A 13,924-nucleotide genomic window follows, 5' to 3' on the forward strand; every position below is an offset into this window, starting at 1 on the left:
TATCTATACAGTGTCTCCCAACCCGGAACGCGCTACGCACCCGACCGGGATCGACAAAGGAGTACGACATGGCAGAACACAGGGCGACGCTCGCCTTCGCCGCGATGGCCGCCGTCACCGCGCTGGCCCTCGCCGGATGCTCGAGCGCCGGCACCGCCTCGGGCGACGGCAAGCCGAGCGGAGACATCACGTTCCTCACCAACCGCACCGACCTGCAGACCGACGGCACCTGGGCGAAGTACATCGCGGAGTTCAACAAGGTGTATCCGGACGTCCATGTGAAGGTGCAGGGGCACACGAACTACGAGGACGACGTCAAGACGCTGCTGTCCAGCCCCCACGGCTACGGCGACGTGCTGATGATCCCCAACGGCGTGCCCGCGAACCAGTTCCCGGACTTCTTCGAGCCGCTGGGCAAGACCGCCGACCTCGCCGCCACCGACCGCTTCCTCGGCCCGGGGTCGTACGACGGGAAGCAGTACGGCATCGCCCTCGGCGGCAACGCGAACGGCATCCTCTACAACACCGAGGTCTGGAAGAAGGCGGGCATCGCCGCCTGGCCGACGAGCAGCGACCAGTTCCTCGCCGACCTGCAGCAGATCAAGCAGAAGACGGATGCCACGCCGTACTACACGAACTACAAGGACGGCTGGCCCCTCGGCAGTCAGTGGACCAACAACATCGGCGCCGTCACCGCAGATGCGAATGCCCAGAACGCGATGACCCATGACAAGGCGCCGTGGAAGGACGGCACCGACATCTACGCGATCGACTCGCTGCTGTTCGATGTGGTGCATCAGAAGCTCAGCGAGTCCGACCCCCTCACCACCAACTGGGAGCAGTCCAAGAGCGACTTCGCCACGGGGAAGATCGGCGCGATGGTGCTCGGCTCCTGGGCGATCTCGCAGTTCCAGGCCGCCGCGAAGACGGCCGGCGCATCGGCGGACACCGTCGGCTTCATGCCCTTCCCGGCCAGCGTGGACGGCGTGCAGAGCGCCGTCATCGGCGGCGACTACAAGCTCGCGATCAACAAGAACTCGCAGAACCAGGCGGCCGGCAGGGCGTGGCTTGACTGGCTGCTGCAGAAGTCGGGGTTCACCGCGGACCAGGGCATGATCTCGGCCATCAAGGCGCAGCCCCTGCCCGGCAATCTCGCCGCGCTCGCCGAGCACAAGGTCAAGCTGCTCGAGGTGGCCCCCGCGCCGAAGGGCGAGGAGGGCCTGCTCGACGACCTCGCCGCGGCTTCGAAGATCGACCTGCAGGGCAACATCTACCGGCAGAAGCTGGTCGACATCGCCCGGGGTCAGGCTCCCGGCACGAAGGAGTCCGCCTTCGCCCAGCTGAAGGCGCAGTGGGGGCACGCCGTCACCGAGTCGGCGAAATGACGACGACATCCGTCGCGACGGTCCCCGGTCCCGCCGGCCGGGGACTCGTCGCCAAGCTCACCCCGTACCTCTTCGTCGTCGGGGCGGTGGGCCTGCTCGTCCTGCTGACCTACCTTCCGGCGGTGAACATGCTCTGGTACAGCGTCACCGACTGGGACGGCCTCAGTCCTGACAAGACGGTCGTGGGCGCCCAGAACTACGTTGACGTGTTCACCGATCCGACCATCTTCGGTGTCTTCCTCGTGAGCCTCTACTACTTCGTGGGGTCGTTCGTGCAGATGGCCATCGCGCTGTACTTCGCGGCACTGCTCAGCTTCAGCACGCGGTTCTCTGCGCTGTTCCGTGGCATCCTCTTCTTCCCGTACCTCATCAACGGCGTCGCGATCGGGTTCGTGTTCCTGTACCTGTTCCAGCCGGGCGGCACCCTCGACGCGGTGCTGGGCTGGTTCGGCGTGACTGATCCGCCGCAGTGGCTCGGGGATGCCTCCATCGCCAACGTGTCACTCGCGGCGACATCGGTCTGGCGGTACACCGGCCTGAACTTCGTGCTCTTCCTCGGCGCGATCCAGTCGATCCCGCACGACATCTACGAGGCCGCCGACCTCGACGGCGCGAACCGCTGGCAGCAGTTCTGGGCACTGATCTTCCCCGGCATCCGGCGCATCATCGGGCTGTCGTTCATCCTCGCGGTCGCCGGCGCGCTCTCGGTGTACGAGATCCCGCTGATCATGACGGGCGGCGCCAACGGCACCGCGACGTTCGTCATCCAGACCCTGCAGACGGCCTTCCAGTTCCGCTCCGTCGGGCTGGCCTCGGCGATGGCGGTGGTGCTGCTCGCGATCGTGCTGGTGATCACCTGGATCCAGCGCCGCGTGTTCCCCGACGAGAAGGTGGAGCTGTCGTGAGGCGCGCCGTGTGGGGCACCGTCAAGTACGGATCGCTCGTCCTCGCCTCGCTGGTGGTGCTGGTTCCGCTGTCGGTGGTTCTGTTCGCGAGCTTCAAGACGCCGCAGGAGTACGCCGGCACGGGCCCTCTGGCCCCGCCGTCGGACTGGTTCAACCTGCAGAACTTCGCGATCGCCTGGCAGCAGGGCGGGATGCTGGAGGGCTTCGTCAACACGACCATCGTGCTCGTCATCTCGCTCGCGATCACGATCGCGGTCGGCACGATGGCCGCCTACGCGATCGACCGGTTCCGCTTCCGCGGACGCCGCCTGGTGACGGGGATGTTCCTGCTGGCGACGCTCATCCCGAGCGTGACGAGCCAGGTCGCCACGTTCCAGATCATCAACGGCCTCGGGCTGTTCGACACCAAGGCCGCCCTCGTGCTGCTGTTCTCGGGCACCGACATCGTCTCGATCTACATCTTCATCCAGTTCATGCAGTCGATCCCGGTCGCCCTCGACGAGGCGGCGATGATCGACGGCGCGAACCGCTGGACGATCTACTGGCGCGTGATCCTGCCGCTGCTGCGTCCGGCGATCGCCACCGTGATCATCATCAAGGGCATCGCCATCTACAACGAGTACTACCTTCCCGCGCTGTACCTGCCCTCGCAGGGGCTGATCTCCACATCGCTCTATCGGTTCAAAGGACCGTTCGGAGCGCACTGGGAGATCATCACCGCAGGTACGATCGTCGTCATCATCCCGACGCTCATCGTGTTCCTGCTGCTGCAGCGCTGGATCTATCGCGGCATGGCCGCCGGAGCTGTGAAATGACCACCACCACCGACACATCCGTCCTCCGTCGCGAACTGCACGACGGCTGGACCGTCCGCGCCGCGGGCGGTCCCGTTCCGGAGGCGTTCGCCGGTCGCCGGGTCGCGGCATCCGTCCCCGGCGTCGTGCACCTCGACCTGCTCGCGGCCGGACTCATCCCCGACCCGTATCTGGACGACAACGAGTCGGCGCTCGCGTGGATCGGGCGCTGCGACTGGACGTACGAGACCGCCTTCTCGGTGACCGCGGAGGAGCTCGCCTCCCGCGCGGTGCACGAGCTCGTGTTCGACGGGCTCGACACGGTGGCCGCCGTGATCCTGAACGGGACCCTGCTCGCGGAGGTCGCCAACCAGCACCGCACCTACCGGCTGGATGCCTCGGCGGTGCTCGTGGCCGGCGAGAACCGGCTGACTGTCGCGTTTGGCAGCCCGGTGGCGTATGCCGACCGGCAGAGCGTGGCGCTCGGGGCCCGCCCGCGGCCGTACGCCGAGCCGTTCAACGCGATCCGCAAGTCGGCGTGCAGCTTCGGCTGGGACTGGGGGATCGCGACCCGCACCAGCGGGATCTGGCGCCCGGTGCGCCTGGAGTCCTGGTCGCTCGCCCGGCTCGCCGACGTGCGGGTCGTCGCGACCCCGGTGGCGGACGGCGGCCGGGTGGACGCGACCGTGCGCATCGTGCGCGCGCCGGGTGTGCACGCCGCGGTGCGGCTCGGCGTCGAGGTCGAGGTCGAGGGCGCGTCGGCGTCCGTCCTGGTGCCCGCCGATGCATCCGAGGCGACGGCATCCGTCGACCTCGCCGCCGTCGACCTGTGGTGGCCCGCCGGCCACGGAGCCCAGCCGCTGTCGGACGTCGCCGTGACACTCGTCGCGGGCGACGACGTGCAGGATGCCGCGACGCGCCGCGTCGGGTTCCGCACCGTCCGCTGGAACACGGAGCCCGACACCGACGGCACCCCGTTCCAGCTGGTCGTCAACGACCGCCCCGTCTTCGTGAAGGGGGTCAACTGGATCCCCGACGACGCGTTCTTCCCGCGGGTGGACCGCGACCGCTATGCCCGGCGCCTGGGACAGGCGAAGGCCGCGAACGTCAACCTGGTCCGGGTCTGGGGCGGGGGCATCTACGAGGACGATGCGTTCTACGACGTGTGCGACGAGCTGGGGCTGCTCACCTGGCAGGACTTCCTGTTCGCCTGTGCCGCGTACTCCGAGGACGAGCCCGTGCACAGCGAAGTGGAAGCGGAGGCCCGCGACAACATCGTCCGGCTTGGCCACCACGCGAGCCTCGCCTTGCTCAACGGCAACAACGAGAACCTGTGGGGCTACGAGGACTGGGGCTGGAAGCCGGTGCTCGACGGCCGGTCGTGGGGCGCCGGCTACTACCACGAGCTGCTTCCCGCGCTGGTGGCCGAACTCGCCCCGCACGTGACGTACACCCCCGGCAGCCCGTTCAGTCCCGGCGGGCAGCATCCGAACGACGAGCGCCACGGGTCGATGCACCTGTGGGAGCAGTGGAACCGGCTGGACTGGCCCACCTACCGCGACCAGGTGCCCCGGTTCGTGGCCGAGTTCGGCTGGCAGGCCCCGCCCACCCGCACGACCCTGCGCCGGGCGATCGGCGACGACCCGCTCACGCCCGATTCGCCGGGCATGATCGTGCACCAGAAGGCGATCGACGGCAACGCGAAGCTCGCGGCCGGGCTGGTGGCGCACGTGCGCGTGCCGGACGAGCTGGATGCCTGGGTCTGGGCGACCCAGTGGAACCAGGCGACCGCGGTGCGCACCGCCCTGGAGTGGTTCCGCGCCCACGCACCGCGGACGGCGGGAGCGGTCGTCTGGCAGCTGAACGACTGCTGGCCGGTGACCTCGTGGGCGGCGATCGACGGCGACGGGCGCGAGAAGCCGCAGCTGTTCGCCATGGCGCAGGCGTTCGCCCCGCGCGCCCTGCTCGTCAATCCGCACGGCGACGGGGTGGCCGTGACGGTGGTGAACGAGACCGACCGGCCCTGGGAGGGCGCGCTCGCAGTGACGCGTCGCGCGTTCGACGGGCGGGGGCTCGCCGCCGAAGAGCTGCCGGTGGCGGTGCCGCCGTGGTCGGCCGTGACCGTCGCGACCGAGCAGGCCGTCGCCGCACCGGAGCATGCCGGCTCCGAACTGCTCGTCGCGCAACTCGACCGGGTGCGAGCGCACTGGTTCTTCGCCGAGCCGCGGGCCAGTGCGCTCGCCTCCGCCGAGCTCGCGGTCGAGGTCGCCCCCGAAGGCGACGGGTTCGCCGTCACCGTCACGGCCGCGGGCCTGGTGCGCGACCTCACCCTCACCGTCGACCAGCTGCATCCCGACGCCTCCGTCGACAGCGGGATGGTCACGCTGCTCCCGGGCGCGACGCACACGTTCCGGGTGCGCGGCATCGACCGGCTGGATGCCGCGGCCGTGCGCGCGCCCGGCATCCTGCGCACCCTCAACGAACTGGTGGTCCCATGACGGGCACGACTCTGGCCATGGACGCCGGGCAGACCGGCACGAAAGTGCGCGTCGGCACGCCGGGGGAGACGCCTGTCGAGCAGGTGCTCGATGGCGTCCGCACCAACGACGAGCTGTTCCCGCAGCTCGCCCGCCTCGCCGAGGAGGCCGCGCGCCTCGCGCACGGGCCGATCACGGTCGTCGCCGCCGGGGTCTCCGGCCTCACCGACGACACGCGCGACGCCCCGGCGCTGCAACGGCTGCTGACCGGGATCGGCGACGCAGGCACCCCGCCGCGCACCCTGCTCGCGCACGACTCGGTCACGTCGTTCCTCGGCGCGCTCGGCGACGCGCACGGTGCCGTGATCGCAGCCGGCACCGGGGTCGTCACCCTCGGCGTCGGCGCCGCGCGCGTGGCCCGGGTCGACGGGTGGGGCAACATCATGGGGGATGCCGGCAGCGGGTACTGGATCGGCCGCGAAGCGCTCGACGCCGCCATGCGCGACCACGACGGCCGCGGCCCGGCGACCGCCCTCACCGCACTGGTGCGCGAACGCTGGCCGGACCTCGAACGCGCCTACATCGACCTGCAGCAGGACCCCGACCACGTGCGGATCGTGGCATCCTTCGCCGAGCCGGCCGCGGCCGTGGCCGTGCACGATCCCGTCGCCGCCGCGATCTGCCTGCGCGCCGCGGCGGAACTCTCCCACTCGGTCGCGACCGCCCTGGCGCGGGTGGCCGATCCCGGCGAAGACCTCGAGGTCGCCTCCCTCGGCGGCATCTTCCGCTCACCGCTCGTGCGCCGCCGTTTCGAAGCGCTCGTGCACGAGGCCGTCGCGCACGTGCGCTTCGTCGCCGCACGAGGCACGGGATTGGACGGTGCCGCCGCGCTGCCGGGGCTTTCGGCATCCCACCCGCTGCGCACACTGGTCTCGGACACGGCGCAGACACCGAACGGACAGAACGACCCTGTAAGAGTGGAGTCATGACCGCATTCCTGCCGTTGACCAACACGCCCATCCCGAACGCGTGGGGGCGGATCGACGGCGTCGCGGACGCCCTCGGCTGGGAGCCCACCGGCGCACCCGAGGCGGAGCTGTGGCTGGGGGCGCACCCGCTGTCGCCCGCGCGGTTCGACGACGCCGCCCCGTGGGACGACCTTCGCGAGTGGGAACGCGAGTCCGAGACCCGCCTGCCGTACCTGCTGAAGGTGCTCTCGGCCGCGTCGCCGCTGTCGCTGCAGGCGCACCCGACGCCCCTGCAGGCGCAGGCCGGGTTCGCCCGCGAAGAGGCGGCCGGGATCGAACTGACCGCCCGCGAGCGCAACTACAAGGACCCGAACGCGAAGCCCGAGCTCATCGTCGCGACCGAAGACGGCTTCGAGGCCCTGTGCGGGTTCCGCGACCCGGCCGAGACGATCGCGGCGCTCGCCGCGTTCGCCGGCGTCCCCGGCATCGAGCAGTGGATCGCCCAGCTGGATGCCGGAGTCGAGCCCGCGTTCACGTGGCTGCTGTCCGGCGACCCCGCGGTCGGGGAGCTCGTGGCATCCGTCGTCGCGCGCGCCGGGGAGGTCGTCTCACCCTCCGCCGAGCTCGTCACGCGGCTCGCCGCCCTGTACCCGGGCGACCCCGGCATCCTCACCGCACTCATGCTCAACCACGTCATTCTCGCGGCCGGCGAATCGCTGTGGCTGCCGGCGGGCAACATCCACGCGTACCTGCGCGGCACCGGCATGGAGCTCATGGGCCCGAGCGACAACGTGCTGCGCGGCGGACTCACGCCCAAGCACGTCGACCGGGACGAGCTCACAGCCGTGCTCGATTTCACGCCCGGCCCGCCGCCCCGGCTCGTGCCGGTGCCGGTGGCGCCCGGGGTCTCCGCGTATCGCCCCGCCTCGGTGCCGACCGGGGCCGGCGTCGACTTCGAGCTGCTGCTGATCACCGCCGACGCGAGCATCCCGCTGGCGACGCCGGCGATCGCCGTGGGTATCGACGGCGCGTTCACCCTCGAGACCGACTCCGAGACTGCCGACCTCGCCCGCGGCGGCATCCTCTTCCTGCCCGAGCCCGGCGTGCTGACCGTCAGCGGCTCCGGTCGCCTTTTCGTCGCGACGGGCCTGTAAGCCGCGCGCAGACGAAAGCGGCCGTCGGAGCATGCGCGATGCTCCGGACGGCCGCTTCGTGCCGCTTACAGCAGGTTGCCCGCCTCGGTGAGGACGCTGCGCAGGATCTGCTCGATCTCGGTGAACTCACTCGGGCCGATGGTCAGCGGCGGCGACAGCTGGATGACGGGGTCGCCACGGTCGTCGGCGCGGCAGTAGAGGCCGGCGTCGAACAGCGCCTTCGACAGGAAGCCGCGCAGCAGGCGCTCGGCCTCGTCGTCGTTGAACGTCTCGCGCGTCTTCTGGTCCTTGACCAGCTCGATGCCGAAGAAGTACCCCTCGCCGCGCACGTCGCCGACGATCGGGATGTCCTTCAGCTGCTCGAGCGTCGACCGGAAGATCGGCGAGTTCTCGCGCACGTGCTGGTTGAGGCCCTCTTCTTCGAAGATGTCGAGGTTCTCGAGCGCGACGGCCGCCGAGACGGGGTGGCCGCCGAACGTGTAGCCGTGCGCGAACGACGTCGTGCCGTGCTTGAACGGCTCGTAGACCTTGTCGCTGACGACGGTGCCGCCCAGGGGCGCGTAGCCGCTGGTGACCGCCTTCGCGAACGTGATCATGTCGGGCTGGTAGCCGAACGTGTCGCACGCGAAGAAGTTGCCGATGCGGCCGAAGGCGCAGATGACCTCGTCGCTGACCAGCAGCACGTCGTACTTGTCGCAGATCTCGCGCACGCGCTGGAAGTATCCGGGCGGCGGCGGGAAGCATCCGCCGGAGTTCTGCACCGGTTCGAGGAAGACCGCGGCGACGGTCTCAGGGCCCTCGAACTGGATCATCTCCTCGATGCGGTCGGCCGCCCAGATCCCGAAGGTCTCCGGGTCGCTGGTGGGCGCGCCCATCTCGGCGGCGCGGTAGAAGTTGGTGTTCGGCACGCGGAATCCGCCCGGGGTGACCGGCTCGAACTGGCCCTTGATGCCCGGCAGACCCGTGATCGCGAGCGCACCCTGCGTGGTGCCGTGGTAGGCGATCGCGCGTGAGATCACCTTGGTCTTCATGGGCTGGCCCTGAAGCTTCCAGTAGTTCTTCGCGAGCTTGAACGCGGTCTCGACGGCTTCGCCGCCGCCCGTGGAGAAGAAGACGTGGTTGAGGTCGCCCGGTGCGTAGGACGCCAGGCGGTCGGCCAGTTCGATCGCCGCGGGATGCGCGTACGACCAGAGCGGGAAGAAGGCGAGTTCGGATGCCTGCTTGGCGCCGGCTTCGGCGAGGCGGCGACGGCCGTGGCCGGCGTTGACGACGAAGAGCCCGGCGAGCCCGTCGATGTACTCCTTGCCCTGTGCGTCGTAGATGTGGTGTCCGTCACCCCGCACGATGATGGGCACGCCGTCCTCCATGGTGGACTGGCGCGAGAAGTGCATCCACAGGTGCTCTTTGGCCTTGGCCTGCAGTGCCTTCACGTCGTATGAGGTGGTCAGTTCGGTCGTCGTCGACATTGGTTATCGATCCTCCTGATCCGAGGCTACCCCGCCCCCTTCGGATCGCGATATGGGCGGCGACGGACGCTTCGTGCGACAGGCGCGGGATGCCGGACACCTCGTCATCCTGGCCGTGCACCCGGCATCCTCAAAGGTCATGCAGAGACCCGCGACGTAGGGTCGATGCCATGGACGCCCCGACCCCCGTCGTCGACGAGGAACGCCTGGAAGTCACCCCCGAGTCTCTGCGCGCGATGCGCGACGAGTTCCAGCGGTTCCTGCTGGCTTACCAGTTCGGACTGCGGGAGGTCGAGACGAAGATCGGCATCCTCCGCGACGAGTTCCTGCATCTGCACGACTACAACCCGATCGAGCACGTGTCCAGTCGCGTGAAGTCGCCGGACAGCCTCGTCGAGAAGGTGGCCCGCAAGGGCGTCGAGCCCGACTTCGCCTCGATCGCCGAGCACATCACCGACATCGCGGGACTGCGCGTCACGTGCAGCTTCATCGCCGACGCCTACCGCCTGTTCGACCTGCTCACCGCGCAGGACGACATCCGCGTGCGCACCGTCAAGGACTACATCGCCTCGCCGAAGTCCAACGGCTACAAGAGCCTGCACGCGATCATCGAAGTGCCGGTGTTCCTGTCGACGGGCCCGGTCACGGTGCCGGTGGAGGTGCAGTTCCGCACCATCGCCATGGACTTCTGGGCCAGCCTCGAGCACAAGATCTATTACAAATACGACCGTCAGGTGCCGGACGGGCTGCTCCTCGAACTGAAGGATGCCGCGGAGTCCGCGGCGCAGCTGGACGAGCGGATGCAGAGCCTCCACGGTGCTATCCATGGCAGTCCGGAGGACGCCGGGCAAATCCACGGTCCGCGCTCCATCGCCGTCTGACGAGGGAGCGCTGACCGCGGACGCTCAGCGCGGGGTCGCGCCGCGGATGACGACGAAACCGGCGACGCCGAACACGGCCGCGAGCGCCAGGATGACGGTGAACAGACCCCCGACCCCGATGGCGGCCAGCCAGGCCCCGAAGGCGACCCACGACGAGGTCCAGGTGAGGATCGCCGCGGCGATCAGCAGGATCGCGACGACCGACCCGGCGAACACCAGCATCCCGGACATGCGCCACCGCATGAACACCGCGGTGGACCCGGCGCCGAGGAACAGCACGGCCAGCTGCAGGGCGAAGGTGGTGTAGAAGTCGAACGCCCAGCCGTTCTGGCCGTACCAGAGCGCGTCGAACATGCCCGCGCCGATGAACCAGCCGTGGGTGGCCTTCTCGATCTGCACCAGGGTGGCGATGGCGGCGGCCATCTCGGCGGAGACGAACAGGAACATGGCGCTCATGCCGAGCCAGAAGTCGCGTCGTGTGGAGCCGAAGCCGAGAGCGAACGAGAACGTGTAGGCGACGGCCTGGACGCCCACGACGACCAGATACCACTGCGGGGAGAGCACCGCCCAGCTGTACCGGAAGCCGGTCTGCGCCCCGCCCATCGGGACGCCCGAGGCGTGCAGCAGGAGGGCGATGACCATGGTGACCGCCCAGGCGGCCCCCATGATGAGCCAGGGGATGCCGAAGAAGACGGCCGGCTTGACCGCGAGCAGGCGCACGATGCGCCACACCGGGCCCGGACGGCGGACGACGGGGGAGAGGGCTGCAGCGGTCATGCCGCGACCTCGCTTTCCTGCGGGGCGCCGATGTCGGTGCCGGTGAGATGGACGATGAGCTGCTGCAGCGAGACCGGGGCCAGTTCGAGTCCGAGCTCGGCGGCGCGCACCCGGTCCTGCTGGTCGAGGCGGCCGTCGACGGTGACCGAGGCCAGTCCGCCGAGGCGTTCGCGCGCGATCACCGGGCGTCCGGCGACGAACTCCTCGACGACGGCGCTGCGTCCGGCGATGGTGCTCGCCTGCCCGCGCACCTCCTCGGCATCCCGATCGAGCAGAACGCGACCGCGATCGATGAGGATCACGTGCTCGAGGAGGTTGGCGACCTCGTCGATCAGGTGCGTGGAGAGCACGACGGTGCGCGGATGCTCGGCGTAGTCCTCGAGGAGCCGGTCGTAGAAGATGTGGCGGGCGACGGCATCCAGGCCGAGGTACGGCTCGTCGAAGAACGTGAGCGGTGCGCGGGAAGCGAGGCCCACGATCACCCCGACCGCGCTGAGCTGCCCGCGCGACAGCTTCTTGATGCGGCGCTTGACCGGAAGACGGAAGTCGTCGATGAGGCGCTCCGCGAACTCGGCATCCCAGTTCTCGAAGAACCAGGGCGCCGATCGGAACACGTGCAGGGGTGCGAAGTCGTCGGGGTAGTGCTGCGACTCGGCGATGAAGCAGAGCCGGCGCAGACTGTCGGCGTGCTCGGCGGGCCGGTGCCCGAAGACCTGGACGTCGCCGGCGCTCGGGAACAGCTGACCGGTCATCAGCTGCATGAGCGTCGTCTTGCCGGCGCCGTTGCGACCGAGGAGGCCGTGGATGCGGTTCTCGTGCAGCGTCAGGTCGATGCCGTCGACGGCCGCGAACGATCCGTAGCGCTTGGTCAGGCCGCGGGCGGTGACGATGGGCGTGGTCATTTCTGGATCCCTTCGGCGCGCACGAGGCCCGCGAGGTCGTCGATGGAGATGCCGAGCTTGTCGGCTTCGTGGATGAGGGGCCGCACGTAGGCGGCGGTGAAGTCCGCCCGGCGGCGGGCGATGAGGCGGGCGCGTGCGCCGTCGGCCACGAACATGCCGATGCCGCGACGCTTGACGAGGATGCCGTCGTCCACGAGCAGGCTCACCCCCTTCAGAGCTGTGGCGGGGTTGATGCGGTGGAACGCGGCGAACTCGTTCGTGGACGGGATCTGCGTGCCCTCGGGCAGCGTCCCGTCGAGGATGTCGTTCTCGATCTGCTCTGCGATCTGCAGGAAGATCGGCCGCGATTCGTCCATCGACCCTCGTTCGGTTGGTTGGTTAGTTACTTCAATAACTAACCAACCATGTGGGCCCACGCTTGTCAACCGCGCTCGCGAACCGGGCTCGGTACGCTCGGAGGATGCAGCCAGATTTCGTGCTGATCGCCCTCGTCGCGGTGCTCGCACCCCTCCTCGGCCGGATCCTGGCGCCCTGGGTGCGCATCCCGGTCGTGGTCTTCGAGCTGGTGCTGGGCATCATCGTCGGGCCCGCCGTGCTCGGCTGGGTGCACCCGGACGACTTCCTGCACACGCTGTCGCAGTTCGGTCTGGCCATGCTGTTCTTCGTCGCGGGCACCGAGATGTCGATCCAGTCCCTCGGCGGGCGTACCGGCAGCCGGGCGATCGTCGGCTGGATCATCAGCATCGTCGCGGGCGTCGCCCTCGGGTTCATCGTGGCGCCCGGCGAAGCCGCGATCATCATCGGCATCGCCCTGGCATCCACCGCGCTCGGCACCCTGCTGCCGATCCTGCGGGACGCAGGCGAACTCGACACCGCATTCGGCCGCACGATCGGGGCGCTCGGCGCGGTCGGCGAGTTCGGGCCGCTGATCGCGATCTCGATCTTCCTCGGCAGTCGCAGCCCCGGTGCGGCGACGATCGTGCTGCTGGTCTACCTGCTGATCGCGGCCGGCGCGGTGGTGTGGGCGTTCAAGGCGCCGCAGGGGAGGCTGCACCGGTTCGTCGCGGCGACCCTGCACACCTCCGGCCAGTTCGCGGTGCGCGTCGTCCTGCTCATTCTCATCGCGCTCGTCACGCTCAGCGTCGTGTTCGGGATCGACATGCTGCTGGGCGCATTCACCGCCGGCCTCGTCTGGCGCATGATGATGCGGGATGCCGATCACGCCGACCACGAGGCGGTGGAGAGCAAGATCGAGGCGATCGCCTTCGGGTTCCTGGTGCCGATCTTCTTCGTCTACACCGGCGTCACGTTCGACCTGCGGTCGCTGCTGGAGAACCCGCTGCTGCTCGCGATGGTTCCGGTCGCGCTTCTCGCGCTGTTCGTCGTGCGCGGGCTTCCGTCGATTCTCGCCGCACCGGCCGGGTCGCGGCCGCGCGAGCGGCTGTCGGTCGCGCTCATGGGGGCCACCGGCCTGCCGATCATCGTCGCGGTCACGAGCATCGGCACCGAGCACAAGCTGATCCCCGCCTCGGCGGCCTCGGTGCTGGTCGGGGCCGGAATGCTGTCGGTGCTGCTGTTCCCCATCATCGCCATGGCGCTTCGCGGCGAGCGTGTGACGACGCTGTCGGCGGACGACGAGGTATGAGCCCGGCGGCGTCGGAGGGGCCCGCCGCACCGGGGCCGTCCGCGCAGGTCGCGGCGATCGTCGACGACGTGCGGCGGGAGCTGGCCGGGTACCCGAGGCAACGGCTGGGCGCGACGCGGCCGGCACGCCGGATTCTCGGGGTGCTGCGTTCCGAGCGGATCGTGCCAGCGGGCGACGTGTGGCATCTGGGCGCGATCCTGGTGCGCTGCGACGGCCCGGCGGCGGAGGGGCTGCTCGCCACGGGGGAGATCCTGCGGGCGCGGGCCGAGGTGCGCCGCGGCTTCGCCGCCGAGTCCCAGCGCGCCCGCGCCGCACGCGCGGCGGCGGCGCGGAGGGGCGGGTTCGCGGAGGGCGAGACGGTGCACGTCGACGCCGTGCCGATCGATGCGGCCCGGCTCGCCGCCGAGGGGGCATCCGGCCCGGTGGGCGTGGCCGCCGACGGGTCGCTGACCGTGCGGTGGAGGCGCACCGGTGCGGCCGTGCCGCTGCGGCCGTACCTGACCGAGCGCATCGACCTGCTGGAGCATCCCGCCCCGGGCGCGTGAGTCAGGGCCGCCCAGCCGGATGTCG

Annotated in this window: 13 protein-coding genes; 9 read left to right on the top strand and 4 right to left on the bottom strand. The window is 69.8% G+C overall.

What is annotated here, in order from left to right:
- Nucleotides 1-68: 68 nt before the first annotated feature.
- The 6 genes from LK09_RS01405 to manA are packed head-to-tail and all read left to right on the top strand — an operon-like array spanning nucleotide 69 to nucleotide 7,683.
- Nucleotides 69-1,385, top strand: a complete 1,317-nt coding sequence (locus LK09_RS01405; protein WP_039394630.1) for an ABC transporter substrate-binding protein — start codon at nucleotides 69-71, stop codon at nucleotides 1,383-1,385.
- Entirely contained in the window at nucleotides 1,382-2,290 is a 909-nt protein-coding gene (locus LK09_RS01410; protein WP_039394633.1) for a carbohydrate ABC transporter permease, read from the top strand. The genes LK09_RS01405 and LK09_RS01410 overlap by 4 nt, the downstream gene beginning before the upstream one ends.
- Nucleotides 2,287-3,105 carry a carbohydrate ABC transporter permease gene (locus tag LK09_RS01415; protein WP_039394637.1) on the top strand — a complete coding sequence of 273 codons (819 nt, stop codon included), beginning with the start codon at nucleotides 2,287-2,289 and terminating at the stop codon, nucleotides 3,103-3,105. The genes LK09_RS01410 and LK09_RS01415 overlap by 4 nt, the downstream gene beginning before the upstream one ends.
- The gene (locus tag LK09_RS01420; RefSeq protein WP_039394640.1) at nucleotides 3,102-5,582 is read left to right on the top strand and encodes a glycosyl hydrolase 2 galactose-binding domain-containing protein; all 2,481 of its coding nucleotides are present in this window, start codon (nucleotides 3,102-3,104) and stop codon (nucleotides 5,580-5,582) included. The genes LK09_RS01415 and LK09_RS01420 overlap by 4 nt, the downstream gene beginning before the upstream one ends.
- Nucleotides 5,579-6,550, top strand: a complete 972-nt coding sequence (locus LK09_RS01425) for an N-acetylglucosamine kinase (protein ID WP_052226271.1) — start codon at nucleotides 5,579-5,581, stop codon at nucleotides 6,548-6,550. Before LK09_RS01420 ends, LK09_RS01425 begins: the two co-directional genes overlap by 4 nt.
- Entirely contained in the window at nucleotides 6,547-7,683 is a 1,137-nt protein-coding gene (gene manA / locus LK09_RS01430; protein ID WP_039394641.1) for a mannose-6-phosphate isomerase, class I, read from the top strand. Before LK09_RS01425 ends, manA begins: the two co-directional genes overlap by 4 nt.
- Nucleotides 7,684-7,748: 65 nt before the next feature.
- Here manA and LK09_RS01435 read toward each other — a convergent pair whose 3' ends face one another.
- The gene (locus LK09_RS01435; RefSeq protein WP_039394642.1) at nucleotides 7,749-9,149 is read right to left on the bottom strand and encodes an aspartate aminotransferase family protein; all 1,401 of its coding nucleotides are present in this window, start codon (nucleotides 9,147-9,149) and stop codon (nucleotides 7,749-7,751) included.
- A 170-nt stretch (nucleotides 9,150-9,319) separates the two neighbouring features.
- Between LK09_RS01435 and LK09_RS01440 the strand changes: the two genes are divergently transcribed.
- The gene (locus LK09_RS01440; protein ID WP_052226272.1) at nucleotides 9,320-10,030 is read left to right on the top strand and encodes a GTP pyrophosphokinase; all 711 of its coding nucleotides are present in this window, start codon (nucleotides 9,320-9,322) and stop codon (nucleotides 10,028-10,030) included.
- A 24-nt stretch (nucleotides 10,031-10,054) separates the two neighbouring features.
- Here LK09_RS01440 and LK09_RS01445 read toward each other — a convergent pair whose 3' ends face one another.
- From LK09_RS01445 to LK09_RS01455, 3 genes are read right to left on the bottom strand one after another with little or no spacing between them, the layout of a single operon-like run.
- On the bottom strand, nucleotides 10,055-10,807 hold the full coding sequence (locus tag LK09_RS01445) for a hypothetical protein (RefSeq protein ID WP_052226273.1): 753 nt from the start codon (nucleotides 10,805-10,807) through the stop codon (nucleotides 10,055-10,057).
- On the bottom strand, nucleotides 10,804-11,709 hold the full coding sequence (locus LK09_RS01450; protein ID WP_039394643.1) for an ABC transporter ATP-binding protein: 906 nt from the start codon (nucleotides 11,707-11,709) through the stop codon (nucleotides 10,804-10,806). Before LK09_RS01450 ends, LK09_RS01445 begins: the two co-directional genes overlap by 4 nt.
- On the bottom strand, nucleotides 11,706-12,065 hold the full coding sequence (locus tag LK09_RS01455) for a GntR family transcriptional regulator (protein ID WP_039394644.1): 360 nt from the start codon (nucleotides 12,063-12,065) through the stop codon (nucleotides 11,706-11,708). The genes LK09_RS01450 and LK09_RS01455 overlap by 4 nt, the downstream gene beginning before the upstream one ends.
- A gap of 104 nt (nucleotides 12,066-12,169) precedes the next feature.
- Here LK09_RS01455 and LK09_RS01460 point away from each other — a divergent pair, with 104 nt between their 5' ends.
- Nucleotides 12,170-13,354: a cation:proton antiporter gene (locus LK09_RS01460; protein WP_039394646.1), complete on the top strand. Its 1,185-nt coding sequence runs from the start codon at nucleotides 12,170-12,172 to the stop codon at nucleotides 13,352-13,354.
- On the top strand, nucleotides 13,351-13,899 hold the full coding sequence (locus tag LK09_RS01465; RefSeq protein ID WP_231562921.1) for a glutaminase: 549 nt from the start codon (nucleotides 13,351-13,353) through the stop codon (nucleotides 13,897-13,899). Before LK09_RS01460 ends, LK09_RS01465 begins: the two co-directional genes overlap by 4 nt.
- Nucleotides 13,900-13,924: the final 25 nt, after the last annotated feature.

The sequence above is a fragment of the Microbacterium mangrovi genome (assembly GCF_000802305.1).
GTDB classification, from domain to species: Bacteria; Actinomycetota; Actinomycetes; order Actinomycetales; family Microbacteriaceae; genus Microbacterium; species Microbacterium mangrovi.

Bases quoted from the DNA above. Each gene is read 5' to 3' on its own strand.
- LK09_RS01405 (WP_039394630.1), top strand. From the start codon at position 69: ATGGCAGAACACAGGGCGACGCTCGCCTTCGCCGCGATGGCCGCCGTC.
- LK09_RS01410 (WP_039394633.1), top strand. From the start codon at position 1,382: ATGACGACGACATCCGTCGCGACGGTCCCCGGTCCCGCCGGCCGGGGA.
- LK09_RS01420 (WP_039394640.1), top strand. From the start codon at position 3,102: ATGACCACCACCACCGACACATCCGTCCTCCGTCGCGAACTGCACGAC.
- LK09_RS01425 (WP_052226271.1), top strand. From the start codon at position 5,579: ATGACGGGCACGACTCTGGCCATGGACGCCGGGCAGACCGGCACGAAA.
- manA (WP_039394641.1), top strand. From the start codon at position 6,547: ATGACCGCATTCCTGCCGTTGACCAACACGCCCATCCCGAACGCGTGG.
- LK09_RS01435 (WP_039394642.1), bottom strand. From the start codon at position 9,149: ATGTCGACGACGACCGAACTGACCACCTCATACGACGTGAAGGCACTG.
- LK09_RS01440 (WP_052226272.1), top strand. From the start codon at position 9,320: ATGGACGCCCCGACCCCCGTCGTCGACGAGGAACGCCTGGAAGTCACC.
- LK09_RS01445 (WP_052226273.1), bottom strand. From the start codon at position 10,807: ATGACCGCTGCAGCCCTCTCCCCCGTCGTCCGCCGTCCGGGCCCGGTG.
- LK09_RS01450 (WP_039394643.1), bottom strand. From the start codon at position 11,709: ATGACCACGCCCATCGTCACCGCCCGCGGCCTGACCAAGCGCTACGGA.
- LK09_RS01455 (WP_039394644.1), bottom strand. From the start codon at position 12,065: ATGGACGAATCGCGGCCGATCTTCCTGCAGATCGCAGAGCAGATCGAG.
- LK09_RS01460 (WP_039394646.1), top strand. From the start codon at position 12,170: ATGCAGCCAGATTTCGTGCTGATCGCCCTCGTCGCGGTGCTCGCACCC.
- LK09_RS01465 (WP_231562921.1), top strand. From the start codon at position 13,351: ATGAGCCCGGCGGCGTCGGAGGGGCCCGCCGCACCGGGGCCGTCCGCG.